Below are 12,638 nucleotides of genomic sequence, written 5' to 3'. Positions count from 1 at the left end.
TCTCACCACGGCGTACGGCGATCAGCTGGCCCTCCTTGACCAGCTGCCGGACGCGCGTCACCTCGACGCCGAGCTGTTCGGCGATGTCGGGGAGGGTGAGCCAGGCGGGGACGAGAGCATCGGTCTTTGCGTCAATCTCGGTCACGGGACAAGCCTGCCATCCCGGACCGACAGCCGGAAGCCGAGGGCGTCCGACCCGGGGGCGGAAGGGGGAGACGGAGGGGAGGCGGATCAGACCGTGGCGCCCTTCAGCGGCCTCGACGGGTCCGCGAGCAGCTCCGGGTCCATGGCGGCGCCCGCCTCGATCAGCCGGCGGCCCTGGGCGAGGTCCCGCGGGCGGCCCACCGCCAGGAGGGCGACGAGCCGCGCCTCGCGCAGCCAGCACACCGACCAGGAGGCGCCCGAGGGGTCCCCGCGCCACACCAGGGTGTCGGCGGGCGTGTGGTGGCCGACGTACTGCACGAACCGGCCGAACTGCTCCGACCAGAAGTACGGCACGGGGTCGTAGGCGGCGGGCGTCTGGCCGACGATGTTCAGGGCGACCGTGCGCGGGCCCTGGAGGGCGTTGTCCCAGTGGTGGACGAGCAGGCGCTCCTCGTAGCGTCCCGAGGGGAAGGAGGCGCAGTCGCCCACCGCGTAGACGTCCGGCAGGGAGGTGCGCAGGTGGTCGTCGGCGACGATCTCGCGGTGCGCGCCGAGTTCGATGCCGGAGCCGGCGATCCAGGCGGTCGCGGGCCGCGCGCCGATCCCGACGACCACGGCGTCGGCGGGCACCCGGGAGCCGTCGTCCAGAACCACCGCGCCGGGTTCGATCCGCTCCACGCGCGCGCCGGTGCGCAGCGAGGCCCCGCTGTCCGCGTACCAGGCGGTCATCGGGGCGGCCACCTCGGCGGGCAGCGCTCCGGCGAGCGGCCGGTCGGCGGCCTCGACGACGGTCACCGCGCAGCCCGCCTCGCGCGCCGCGGTGGCGAACTCGGCGCCGATCCAGCCCGCGCCGACCACCACGATGTCGTGCTGCCGGGCGAGGACGGGACGCAGCCGGTCGGCGTCGTCCAGGGTGCGCAGCAGATGCACCCCGGGCACGCCCTCGGCGCCGGGGAGCCGGATCGGTTCGGCGCCGGTGGCGACGACCAGGACGTCGTACGGGACGGGTCCCGCGGCCGTGTCCAGTTCGTGGTCGCCGGGGCGCACGCCGAGCGCCTCGCTGCCCAGCCTGAGGTCGATGTCCAGGGCCTCGAAGTCGACGTCGAAGGCGGAGCCCTCGGCCTTGCCCAGCAGGACGGCCTTGGAGAGCGGTGGCCGGTCGTAGGGCTGATGCGGCTCCGCGCCGATCAGCGTGACGGTGCCGGTGAAGCCCTGTTCGCGCAGGGCGACAGCGGTCTGCACCCCGGCCATGCCCGCGCCCACCACGACGACCCGCCGTGCCGTGGGCCCCTGCGCCTGAGACTGTGCCTGCGTCTGATCGCTCACCTGATCACCATAGGCGCGTGACAATGCGTCAGTCAGCGGACGTGCTCGGTGACCTGGTCCACACGACGGGTCCCGTGCGGTTCCTCCACCACGCTCGTCCCGGATCCCGGCTGCGATTCCCACGTCCAGGTCTCCTCCAGCCGCACGCGGCCGTCGGGCAGTTCCACGACGAGGGACACGCAGTGGCCCGACGCGGTGGTCCCGTCGCGCCTGAGCTGCACGTACCGGAAGTCGAGGCGGTCGCCCTCGCGGGTTCCCACGAGGTGTCCGCGGACGACGTCGCCGCCCGCGTAGTCGGCCCAGACCACGCCGTCCTCCTCGTGGTACGCGAACCGGGTGCCGGTGCCCACCTGGCCGGGGGCCTGGTCGGCGACGGGGACGAGGACGAGGCCGTCGAGCGGTCGTGCCATGGGCGAGGCTCCCTTACTGAGACGGACGGGGGCGGGCTAGGGTGGCCAACGTAAAGCACTCGCGGGAGCCCGGACGCACCGGGCTGAGAGGGAGGCTGGGCGGCCTCCGACCGTACGAACCTGATCCGGGTCATGCCGGCGAAGGGAGGGGCTGGACGCCCATGCCGTCTGCACGTTCGTCGGACGTCCTCGTCGTCGGGGGCGGGATCATCGGTCTGGTGACGGCCTGGCGGGCCGCGCAGCGCGGGTTCACCACCGCGCTCGTGGACCCCGAGCCGGGCGGCGGGGCCGCCCAGGTCGCGGCGGGGATGCTCGCCGCCGTCACCGAACTGCACTTCGGCGAGGAGACCCTGCTGGGCCTCAACCTCGCCTCCGCGCGCCGTTATCCGGACTTCGCCGCCGAGCTCACCGAGACCACCGGCCACGACCTCGGCTACCGCCGGAACGGCACACTGGCCGTCGCGCTGGACGCCGACGACCGCGCCCACCTGCGGGAACTGCACGCGCTCCAGGTCCGGTCGGGGCTGGAGTCGCAGTGGCTGAGCGGCCGCGAGTGCCGCCGTCTGGAGCCGATGCTCGCGCCCGGCGTGCGCGGGGGGCTGCGGGTGGACGGCGACCACCAGATCGACCCGCGGCGCCTCGCCGCGGCCCTGGTCACCGCGTGCGAGCGGGCCGGGGTGGTGGTGCACCGGACCTGGGCGGAGCGGCTGAGCGTCGCCCGCGAGCGGGCCACCGGGGTGGTCACCACGGAGGGCACCGGGCTGGACGCGGACCGGGTGGTGCTCGCCGGGGGCAGCCTCAGCGGGCGTCTGGCGGGCGTCCCGGACGACGTCGTGCCGCCGGTGCGCCCGGTCAAGGGGCAGGTGCTGCGGCTGACCGTGCCGCGGCGGTACGCGCCCTTCCTGAACCGCACCGTGCGGGCCGTGGTGCGCGGCAGCCACGTCTACCTGGTGCCGCGCGAGAACGGCGAGCTCGTGGTGGGCGCGACCAGCGAGGAGCTGGGCTGGGACACCACCGTGACGGCGGGCGGCGTGTACGAACTGCTGCGCGACGCCCACGAACTGGTCCCCGGGATCACGGAGCTGCCGCTCACGGAGACCCGCGCGGGGCTGCGTCCCGGCTCGCCCGACAACGCGCCGCTGCTCGGCCCGAGCGCACTGGACGGACTGCTGCTGGCCACCGGCCACCACCGCAACGGGGTGCTCCTGACGCCGGTGACCGGCGACGTGATGGCCCACGTCCTGACCACGGGCGAACTCCCCGCCGAGGCCCGCCCCTTCACTCCCCTGCGCTTCGGCGCCACGGCCCGCACGGAGCTGCCCGTATGAACGTCGTCGTCAACGGGGAGCGGCGGCGGATCGCCGCGGGAACCGCTCTCGACGCGCTCGTCGCGACCCTCACCCCGGCACCGTCCGGGGTGGCCGCCGCCCTGAACGAGACCGTCGTCCCGCGCGCGCAGTGGTCGTCCACCGCGCTCCGCGAGGGCGACCGCGTCGAAGTCCTCACCGCCGTCCAGGGAGGCTGACCCATGGCAGACGACCCCTTCGTCCTCGGCGGTACGGCCTACGCGTCCCGGCTGATCATGGGGACGGGCGGCGCGCCCAGTCTCGACGTGCTGGAGCGCTCCCTGGTGGCGTCCGGCACGCAGCTGACGACGGTCGCGATGCGGCGCGTGGACGCGTCCGTGCACGGCTCGGTCCTGTCGGTGCTCGACAGGCTGGACATCCGCGTCCTGCCGAACACGGCCGGCTGCTACACCGCGGGGGAGGCCGTGCTGACGGCCCGTCTGGCGCGCGAGGCGCTGGGCACCGATCTGGTCAAGCTGGAGGTCATCGCCGACGAGCGCACGCTGCTGCCCGACCCGATCGAGCTGCTCGACGCGGCGGAGACGCTGGTCGACGACGGCTTCACCGTGCTGCCGTACACGAACGACGACCCGGTGCTGGCGCGGAAGCTGGAGGACGTCGGCTGCGCGGCGATCATGCCGCTCGGCTCGCCCATCGGCTCGGGGCTCGGCATCCGCAACCCGCACAACTTCGAGCTGATCGTCGAGCACGCGCGCGTGCCGGTGATCCTGGACGCGGGGGCGGGCACGGCGTCGGACGCCGCGCTCGCGATGGAGCTGGGATGCGCGGGGGTGATGCTCGCCTCGGCGGTGACGCGGGCGCAGGAGCCCGTGCTGATGGCGGAGGCCATGCGGCACGCGGTGGAGGCGGGGCGTCTGGCACGGCGGGCGGGGCGCATTCCGCGGCGGCACTTCGCGACGGCGTCCTCCCCCGTGGAGGGCATGGCGGCGCTGGATCCCGAGCGTCCGGCGTTCTGACCGCCGGTCCGCAGCCGTCGGTTTTCGGCCGGGCGTCCGCGTCGGGCCGGGCGCGGGCGGGTCCGTCGCCGGCGGGCGCGACGGGGTGAAGTGTCCGTGCGCCCCCGAGCGCGCCCCCGTACGACGTGCGCTTCGGGTCGCGGGAGGGCCCCGGGCCGGTGGACGCCGTCGCCCGCGGGCCGTTCCGCCGCCGTCGGAGGTTGTCGCATTGTGGCCTTGCGGTGACGGACGGGGTCCGATCGGACATCTGTACGACGAACGGACCTCCGTCCACGCGGTGCGCGTCACAGCTCGGCTGCAGTCGGGCCCCCGTACCGGCCGAACGGGGCGCCGTGACAGTGACGGCTCGTAGACTCACCTGCGTGGATACGACCCTTCAGGACCCGCTTGTCGGACACGTGCTCGACGGCCGCTATCGCGTCGAGGCACGGATCGCGGTCGGCGGGATGGCCACGGTCTACAGGGCCCTGGACACCCGCCTCGACCGCGTGCTCGCGCTCAAGGTGATGCACCCGACGCTGGCCGCCGACGCCTCGTTCGTCGAGCGGTTCATCCGCGAGGCCAAGTCGGTGGCCCGGCTGGCGCACCCCAACGTGGTGCAGGTCTTCGACCAGGGGGCGGACGGGTCGTACGTCTACCTGGCCATGGAGTACATCGCCGGGTGCACCCTGCGCGACGTGCTGCGCGAGCGCGGCGCCCTGCAACCCCGGGCCGCGCTCGACATCCTGGAGCCGGTGCTCGCCGCGCTCGGCGCGGCCCACCGCGCCGGGTTCGTGCACCGCGACATGAAGCCGGAGAACGTCCTGATAGGGGACGACGGCCGGGTCAAGGTCGCGGACTTCGGCCTCGTCCGCGCCGTGGACACGGTGACCAGCACGACGGGCGCCGTCCTCGGCACCGTGTCGTACCTCGCCCCCGAGCAGATCGAGCACGGCACCTCCGACACCCGGGTCGACGTCTACGCCTGCGGAGTCGTCCTCCACGAAATGCTCACCGGCGCCAAGCCGCACACCGCCGACTCCCCCGCCCAGGTCCTCTACCAGCACCTCCACGAGGACGTGCCGCCCCCCTCGGCCGCCGTGCCGGGCATGGCGCGCGCCCTGGACGAGCTGGTCACCGGGGCAGCGGCCCGCGATCCCGAGCTCCGCCCGGCCGACGCGGTGGCGCTGCTCGGCCAGGTCCTCGAGGCGCGGGCCGGTCTCACCGCCGAGCAGCTCGACGCGGTGCCGCCGGGCGCCCTGTCCGTGAGCCACGACAACGCCGACGACCGTACGAGCGTGATCCCGCGCTCGCTGTCCGTCCCCCGCCTGCTGCCCGTGAACGAGGACGACGGCTCCGTCGACCGGACCAGCCGGTTCGAGCAGAGCAGCCCGTTCACCACCGCGCCGGTCGTGTCGCAGCAGGCCCCGGGCGCGCGGCCGCGGCGCGGGATGCTGCTGGTGATCGCCGCGATCGTGCTGGTCCTCGGCCTCGGCGCCGGTGTCTGGTACATCAACTCGGGCCAGTTCACCAAGGTCCCGCCCGTCCTGGCGAAGACGGAGCAGCAGGCCAGGGACCAGCTCCAGCACGCCGGTCTCGACGTCAAGCGGGTCAAGCACGCCTACAGCGACACCGTGAAGCGCGGCACGGTCATCAGCACCGACCCGGGTGTCGGCGAGCGGATCCGCGACAACGACTCGGTGACCCTGACCGTCTCCGACGGCCCCCAGACGGTGAAGGTGCCCGACCTCCAGGGCCTCGCGCTGTTCAAGGCGAAGGAGGTGCTCAAGGGCGACGGGCTCGTCCCGGGCATGGTCACGCGCGAGTTCAGCCAGGACGTGACCAAGGGCTTCGTGATCGGCACGGAGCCGGCCGCAGGCACCGAGCGGCACACGGGTTCGGCGATCGCGATCGTGGTGAGCAAGGGCGCCCCGGTGGAACTGCCCGACGTGACCGGCTCGTCGGTCGAGGACGCCACCGCACAGCTGGAGGGCGCGGGCCTGAAGGTGAAGATCGCCGCGGAGCGGGTCGAGTCGGAGTTCGACAAGGGCCAGGTCGCCCGGCAGTCGCCGGCCGCCGGCCGCGAGGCCGCCACGGGCGACACGGTGACGCTGACCCTCTCCAAGGGTCCGGAGATGGTCGAGGTCCCGGACGTCGTGGGCGACAGCGTGGACGACGCCAAGAAGGCGCTGGAGGGCGCCGGGTTCGAGGTCGACGAGGACCGCGGGCTGCTCGGGCTCTTCGGCGACACGGTCAAGAAGCAGTCGGTGGACGGCGGCGACATGGCGCCCAAGGGCTCGAAGATAACCATCCAGATCCGCTGAGCGGGGTCTTGGGGCCGCGGTGACGCCGGGCCTCCGGCCGGGCAGCCGCCCGGAGGCCGCGCTCCCCGCGGGGTCCGCCCGCGGGTCCGCGCACAGGTCCGCCCGCGGGGCGCCCGGCGGCGCGTGACACCCTGGCGGGTGTGACCAGCAAGCAGCTCCGCAACCCCGTCGGCGGCCACGTCCCCGTGGCCGGCGGCCTCAGCTCCGTCGGCCTGGCCTACGCCCGCGACCTCGCGGCCGAGACCGTCCAGGTCTTCGTCGCCAACCCGCGCGGCTGGGCGACGCCCGCCGGGAACCCGCAGCAGGACGAGGACTTCCGCGCCGCCTGCGCCGCCGGGTCGATCCCCGCGTACGTCCACGCCCCGTATCTGATCAACTTCGGCTCGCACACCGAGGCGACGGCCGAGAAGTCGGTGGAGTCGCTGCGGCACTCGCTGCGGCGCGGGCGGGAGATCGGCGCCCTGGGGGTGGTCGTGCACACCGGGAGCGCCACCGGCGGCCGGGACCGCTCCGTCGCCCTGAAGCAGGTGCGCGACCGTCTGCTGCCGCTGCTGGACGAACTGACCCATGACGACGACCCGTTCCTCCTGCTGGAGTCGACGGCCGGCCAGGGCTCCTCCCTCTGCTCGCGCACCTGGGACTTCGGCCCCTACTTCGAGGCCCTGGACGCGCACCCCAAGCTGGGCGTCTGCCTCGACACCTGCCACATCTTCGCGGCGGGCCACGACCTGACCGGACCGAGCGGTATGCACCAGACCCTCGACTCCCTGGTCGACACCGTCGGCGAGGGGCGGCTGAAGCTGATCCACGCCAACGACTCCAAGGACGTGGTCGGCGCGCACAAGGACCGCCACGAGAACATCGGCTCCGGGCACATCGGCGAGGACCCGTTCCGCGCCCTGATGACACATCCCGCCACGGAGGGCGTACCGCTGATCATCGAGACGCCCGGCGGCAAGGAAGGGCACGCGGCGGACGTGGAGCGGCTGAAGAAACTGCGCGAGGGATAGTCCCGCGACGGGTCCCGCACCCCCTTCTGGAATACCCCAGGGGGGTATACGGTTCCTTCTGTGCGAAGGAACCGCGACTCGGCCCTGGGGGATCTCATGCAGCACGAGGGACACGCGCACACGGACCCGCACGCACAGACGGACCCGCACGCCCGTCACCACCGGCCGGCCGGGGCCGGCTGGTCCATGGCCGCCCTGGCCACCCTGCACTGCCTCACCGGCTGTGCCGTCGGCGAGGTGCTCGGCATGGTCGTGGGCACGGCGCTCGGATGGGGGAACCTGCCGACGACGGTCCTGGCGGTCGTACTGGCCTTCCTCTTCGGCTACTCGCTCACCCTGCGCGGGGTGCTCGCGGCGGGCGTGGACCTCCGCACCGCCGTCCGGGTGGCGCTGGCCGCGGACACCCTGTCCATCGCGGTCATGGAGCTGATCGACAACGGCGTGATCGTGCTGTGGCCGGACGCCATGGACGCACAGCTGGACGACCTGCTGTTCTGGGGCTCGCTGCTGATCTCGCTCGCCGTGGCCTTCGCGGTGACGACGCCGGTCAACAAGTGGACGATCGGCCGGGGCAGGGGGCACGCCGTGGTGCACCGGTACCACCACTGACCCGCCGGGAGGCGGACACCGGGGACGGACGCGCCGACCCTCGGGCCGGAGGTCAGAGTTCGGGACCGTCCCCGGGTTCCTCCTGGTAGGAGTAGCGCTGCTCGCGCCAGGGGTCACCGACGTTGTGGTAGCCGCGCTCCTCCCAGAAGCCGCGGCGGTCGGCGGTCATGTACTCGATGCCGCGGACCCACTTGGGGCCCTTCCAGGCGTACAGATGGGGCACGACCAGGCGCACCGGGAAGCCGTGCTCGGCGGTGAGGAGTTCGCCGTCCTTGTGGGTGGCGAAGATGGCGCGCTCGGAGGCGAAGTCCGCGAGGCGCAGGTTCGAGCTGAACCCGTACTCGGCCCAGACCATCACATGGGTGACGGCGGGCGCGGGAGGGGCCGCCTCCAGGATCGTACGGGCGCGGACGCCACCCCATTCGGCCCCGAGCATGCTGAACTTCGTGACGCAGTGCAGATCGGCGACGACGGAGGCGTACGGGAGGGCGGTGAACTCGTCGTGGCTCCAGCACTGCTTCCCGCCGTCGGCGGTGGCCCCGAAAACCCTGAATTCCCAGCGCTCGGGGCGGAACTTGGGGACGGGCCCGTAGTGGGTGACCGGCCAGCCGCGCTGGAGCCGCTGCCCCGGCGGAAGCTCCGGCTGCGCCGTTTCTCCAGATTCGCGCTCCACCGGCTGACCCATGACTCCATCCTGACAGACCCGGAACGGTGCCCGTGACCAGCGCGGTCCCGATCCGGACAACTCGGAGTAAGCATGCACTTACTGGACGCTCCTGGACACCGGTGCAAAGATGCGGCGCAATCTGCCCAGTACCCGCTTGGAAGGAGCCTCTGCGATGCAGGGCGACCCCGAGGTCATCGAATTCCTCAACGAGCAGCTGACCGCCGAGCTGACCGCGATCAACCAGTACTTCCTGCACGCGAAGATGCAGGAGAACTTCGGCTGGACGAAGCTCGCCAAGTACACGCGGCACGAGTCGTTCGACGAGATGAAGCACGCGGAGGTGCTCACCGACCGCATCCTCTTCCTGGACGGACTGCCGAACTACCAGCGGCTCTTCCACGTCCGGGTGGGGCAGACCGTCACCGAGATGTTCCAGGCCGACCGACAGGTGGAGGTCGAGGCGATCGACCGCCTCAAGCGCGGGATCGAGGTGATGCGCACGAAGGGCGACATCACGTCCGCGAACATCTTCGAGTCGATCCTCGCGGACGAGGAGCACCACATCGACTACCTGGACACCCAGCTGGAACTGGTCGAGAAGCTCGGCGAGGCGCTCTACATCGCACAGCTCGTCGAGCAGCCGGAGAGCTAGGCGGACGCGGGACCGGGCAGCCGGAGGGTCACGCGGCCTCGCGCCCGGAGATCCCGTGGCCGGCGGCCTCGCGCCGATCGGCCTCGGCCTGCCCGAGGACCTCGGAGAGCACCGGCATGCCCCGGTCGGCCAGGTCGCGGCGCGGGCACGAGCCCCTGCCCAGCAGTGCCTGGATCCGGCGCACGCACGAACCGCAGTCCGTACCCGCCTTGGAGGCCGAGGCTATCTGCCGAGGAGTACAGGCGCCGTCCTCCGCATGCTTCTTCACCTGCTGCTCGGTGATCCCGAAGCAACTGCACACGTACACGCGGTTCACCTCCCGCCGGAATCGCTGGTCGTGCCGTCCCGATGATCGGTGAGGCTAACCTAACCTTACCCGTCGCACAGAAACCACAAAAGTGGCGTGGGGCGCGGATCGCATGTGATCCGCGCCCCACTTCAGGCGTCCGTAACAGGCATCGCGCCTGTTGATCTGCTACTGGTCGCGGTACATCTCGGCGACGAGGAAGGCCAGGTCGAGGGACTGGCTGCGGTTCAGACGGGGGTCGCAGGCCGTCTCGTAGCGCTGGTGCAGGTCGTCGACGAAGATCTCGTCGCCGCCGCCCACGCACTCGGTGACGTCGTCACCGGTGAGCTCGACGTGGATGCCGCCCGGGTGCGTGCCGAGGCCCTTGTGGACCTCGAAGAAGCCCTTGACCTCGTCGAGCACGTCGTCGAAGCGGCGGGTCTTGTGACCCGAGGCCGCCTCGAAGGTGTTGCCGTGCATCGGGTCGGTCACCCAGGCCACGGTCGCGCCGGAGGCGGTGACCTTCTCGACCAGCTCGGGCAGCTTGTCGCGGACCTTGTCCGCGCCCATGCGCACGATGAAGGTGAGCCGGCCCGGCTCGCGGTCCGGGTCGAGGCGCTCGATGTACTGCAACGCCTCCTCGGCCGTCGTCGTCGGGCCCAGCTTGATCCCGACGGGGTTGCGGATCTTCGACGCGAACTCGATGTGCGCCCCGTCGAGCTGACGGGTGCGCTCGCCGATCCACACCATGTGGCCCGAGACGTCGTACAGATTGCCCGTGCGCGAGTCGACGCGGGTCAGGGCCGACTCGTAGTCGAGGAGCAGCGCCTCGTGGGAGGCGTAGAACTCGACGGTCTTGAACTCCTCCGGGTCGGTGCCGCAGGCCCGCATGAAGTTCATCGCGTTGTCGATCTCACGCGCGAGCTGCTCGTAGCGCTGGCCGGACGGGGACGACTTCACGAAGTCCTGGTTCCAGGCGTGCACCTGGCGCAGGTCGGCGTAACCGCCGGTGGTGAAGGCGCGGACCAGGTTGAGCGTGGAGGCGGACGCGTTGTACATCCGCTTCAGGCGCTCGGGGTCCGGGATACGGGCCTTCTCGTTGAAGTCGAAGCCGTTGACCGAGTCGCCCCGGTAGGTCGGCAGGGTCACGCCGTCACGGGTCTCGGTGCCCTTGGAGCGCGGCTTGGAGTACTGGCCGGCGATCCGGCCGACCTTCACCACCGGCACCGAGGCGGCGTACGTGAGGACGGCGCCCATCTGGAGCAGCGTCTTGAGCTTGTTGCGGATGTGGTCGGCCGACACGGCGTCGAAGGCCTCGGCGCAGTCGCCGCCCTGGAGAAGGAACGCCTCTCCCTTGGCGACGGACGCCATCCGGGCGCGCAGCTGGTCGCACTCGCCCGCGAAGACGAGCGGCGGATACGACTCGAGGTCCGCGATCACATCGCGCAGAGCCTCGGCATCGGGGTACTCGGGCTGCTGCGCCGCGGGCAGGTCTCGCCAGGTGTTGCCAGCGCTCGCGCTGGACTTAGCGTTCACGGTCACCCGGACAACATTACGGGGTCGTGTCGGGCGTCCCGTTCACATGCCCATCAAGTGAGACGAACCCCGCTCGATCGGTGACTCCCCGGGCGGCCGCACGACCGGTCACGGCGCCCGCCCGGAGAGGGGAACGGGAGTCCTAGTCCACGTCGAGGCGGTCGCGGTCGATGGAGATCCGCACCCCGCCGTGGGTCTCGGTCGTGTCGCCCACGTACTGGTGGACGCGCTGGTGCTTCGCCCACAGCGTCGAGGGGATCGAGGAGTCGGACGTGCTCGACACACGGTTCCAGCGGGCGAAGTGGATCACGTCGGGCAGGGTGACGGTGCTCTTGTTGGCGATCAGGTCGGACACCAGCGAGGAGGTGTTGCCGTAGGCGCCGGAGCGGTAGCCGAGCGCGTGCAGGCGCACGGTGTAGGCCTGGAGGTAGGCGAGCACCGAGTCGGTCACCTTGCCTCCGGGCTCGTAGTGCTCCAGGTCGAGATAGATCACCGAGCCCTTGCCGAAGCCCAGCGCGGCGGCCTGCTTGACGGCGTCGTCGGCGCCCGCGGTGCCCTGCGGCACCGGGCTGGTGATCGCCGAGCAGCCGCCCCCGCAGCTGCCGCCGTCGGAGGAGGGCTGCCGGCCGACGTACAGCGGGAAGAACCGCCAGCCGCGCGTGTACTGCGCGCGCACCCAGTCGGCGGTCAGGTTCTGCTGGGCGCAGGCGCGGTTGATGCCGCCGATGTAGACGCCGACGGCGCCGTACGGGGAGTCGTCGCGCCAGGCATCCATCGCCGACCGGCTCGGGGCGGCGCAGGTGTCGAAGCCCTCGCCGCGGAAGGAGGTCGCGTCGGTGGGCAGCGGGTCCGCCGCGCGCTGTTCGGCGGGCCCCTCGCGCCGCGCGGCGGCGACGGGCAGTCCGGCGCCGCGCAGGACGTCCTGGATGCGGGCGCGGTCGTAGCCGTAGGTGGCGGTGACGGCGATGCGGTCGGCGGTGGCCCGGTAGGTGCGGGCCGTCGGGTTCTCGGTGACGGCCCTGGGGGCCGCGGAGGCGGGCTGGACCAGGAGCGCCTCGGTACGGCCGCTGGCCCTGGCCGGGCAGTTCTGGTCGGGGCCCGGCGTGCCGAGGTAGACGGCGTGCCGGTCGAAGCGGACGCAGGTGTCGGGGTGCTTCTTCAGGTCCACGACCCGCCAGGAGTCGGGCACGGCGAAGACGTGACCGCGGTAGGCGACCTGGGTCACGTCCTCGGAGCCGCTCCGGCGCGGCGCCGAGCTCGCGGGGACGAGCGCTCCGGCGGCGAGGGCTGACGCCGCGAGGAGCACGGTCAGGGCGCGGGCTCCGGCCCTGCGGGTCTGGGACGAACGGGCTGCGTGCATGGTTCTCGTTTC

Annotated in this window: 13 protein-coding genes, 1 pseudogene and 1 riboswitch; of the genes and pseudogenes, 7 read left to right on the top strand and 7 right to left on the bottom strand. The window is 72.3% G+C overall.

Annotated features, from left to right (window positions below; translation table 11 throughout):
- From CW362_RS26825 to CW362_RS26815, 3 genes and pseudogenes are all read right to left on the bottom strand, one after another.
- Positions 1-145 (bottom strand): annotated as a pseudogene (locus CW362_RS26825) (Rv2175c family DNA-binding protein); the annotation flags it as partial.
- 86 nt (positions 146-231) lie between these two features.
- Positions 232-1,470 carry an NAD(P)/FAD-dependent oxidoreductase gene (locus CW362_RS26820; protein WP_103552115.1) on the bottom strand — a complete coding sequence of 413 codons (1,239 nt, stop codon included), beginning with the start codon at positions 1,468-1,470 and terminating at the stop codon, positions 232-234.
- Positions 1,471-1,502: 32 nt separating this feature from the next.
- Positions 1,503-1,880 (bottom strand): avidin-fold protein, encoded by a 378-nt coding sequence (locus tag CW362_RS26815; RefSeq protein ID WP_103552114.1) that lies wholly within the window; start codon positions 1,878-1,880, stop codon positions 1,503-1,505.
- A gap of 51 nt (positions 1,881-1,931) precedes the next feature.
- A riboswitch (TPP riboswitch) is annotated at positions 1,932-2,044 on the top strand.
- Here CW362_RS26815 and thiO point away from each other — a divergent pair.
- The 6 genes from thiO to CW362_RS26785 all read left to right on the top strand — a co-directional run bounded on the left by thiO (position 2,042) and on the right by CW362_RS26785 (position 8,125).
- Entirely contained in the window at positions 2,042-3,208 is a 1,167-nt protein-coding gene (thiO, locus tag CW362_RS26810) for a glycine oxidase ThiO (RefSeq protein ID WP_103552119.1), read from the top strand. (Overlaps the previous riboswitch by 3 nt.)
- Positions 3,205-3,405 (top strand): sulfur carrier protein ThiS, encoded by a 201-nt coding sequence (gene thiS / locus CW362_RS26805; protein WP_103552113.1) that lies wholly within the window; start codon positions 3,205-3,207, stop codon positions 3,403-3,405. Before thiO ends, thiS begins: the two co-directional genes overlap by 4 nt.
- Before the next feature lie 3 nt (positions 3,406-3,408).
- Positions 3,409-4,203 (top strand): thiazole synthase, encoded by a 795-nt coding sequence (locus tag CW362_RS26800; RefSeq protein WP_103552112.1) that lies wholly within the window; start codon positions 3,409-3,411, stop codon positions 4,201-4,203.
- Positions 4,204-4,565: 362 nt separating this feature from the next.
- On the top strand, positions 4,566-6,506 hold the full coding sequence (pknB, locus tag CW362_RS26795) for a Stk1 family PASTA domain-containing Ser/Thr kinase (RefSeq protein WP_162684242.1): 1,941 nt from the start codon (positions 4,566-4,568) through the stop codon (positions 6,504-6,506).
- 140 nt (positions 6,507-6,646) lie between these two features.
- Complete coding sequence (locus tag CW362_RS26790; RefSeq protein ID WP_103552110.1) at positions 6,647-7,516, top strand: deoxyribonuclease IV; 870 nt, start codon at positions 6,647-6,649, stop codon at positions 7,514-7,516.
- 96 nt (positions 7,517-7,612) lie between these two features.
- Entirely contained in the window at positions 7,613-8,125 is a 513-nt protein-coding gene (locus tag CW362_RS26785; RefSeq protein ID WP_103552109.1) for a DUF4396 domain-containing protein, read from the top strand.
- 52 nt (positions 8,126-8,177) lie between these two features.
- Here CW362_RS26785 and CW362_RS26780 read toward each other — a convergent pair whose 3' ends face one another.
- Positions 8,178-8,810 (bottom strand): sulfite oxidase-like oxidoreductase, encoded by a 633-nt coding sequence (locus CW362_RS26780; protein WP_103552108.1) that lies wholly within the window; start codon positions 8,808-8,810, stop codon positions 8,178-8,180.
- Positions 8,811-8,964: 154 nt separating this feature from the next.
- Between CW362_RS26780 and bfr the strand changes: the two genes are divergently transcribed.
- Positions 8,965-9,444 carry a bacterioferritin gene (bfr, locus tag CW362_RS26775; protein ID WP_103552107.1) on the top strand — a complete coding sequence of 160 codons (480 nt, stop codon included), beginning with the start codon at positions 8,965-8,967 and terminating at the stop codon, positions 9,442-9,444.
- A 28-nt stretch (positions 9,445-9,472) separates the two neighbouring features.
- Here bfr and CW362_RS26770 read toward each other — a convergent pair whose 3' ends face one another.
- The 3 genes from CW362_RS26770 to CW362_RS26760 all read right to left on the bottom strand — a co-directional run bounded on the left by CW362_RS26770 (position 9,473) and on the right by CW362_RS26760 (position 12,626).
- On the bottom strand, positions 9,473-9,760 hold the full coding sequence (locus CW362_RS26770) for a (2Fe-2S)-binding protein (protein WP_103552106.1): 288 nt from the start codon (positions 9,758-9,760) through the stop codon (positions 9,473-9,475).
- A gap of 159 nt (positions 9,761-9,919) precedes the next feature.
- On the bottom strand, positions 9,920-11,272 hold the full coding sequence (locus tag CW362_RS26765) for a class II 3-deoxy-7-phosphoheptulonate synthase (RefSeq protein ID WP_103552105.1): 1,353 nt from the start codon (positions 11,270-11,272) through the stop codon (positions 9,920-9,922).
- A 136-nt stretch (positions 11,273-11,408) separates the two neighbouring features.
- Positions 11,409-12,626 carry a glycoside hydrolase domain-containing protein gene (locus CW362_RS26760; RefSeq protein WP_103552104.1) on the bottom strand — a complete coding sequence of 406 codons (1,218 nt, stop codon included), beginning with the start codon at positions 12,624-12,626 and terminating at the stop codon, positions 11,409-11,411.
- Positions 12,627-12,638: the final 12 nt, after the last annotated feature.

This window comes from Streptomyces populi, from assembly GCF_002911015.1.
Taxonomy (GTDB): Bacteria; Actinomycetota; Actinomycetes; order Streptomycetales; family Streptomycetaceae; genus Streptomyces; species Streptomyces populi.
The sequence above is the reverse complement of the archived record's forward strand: the minus strand, read 5'-3'. Positions and strand labels throughout refer to the sequence as shown.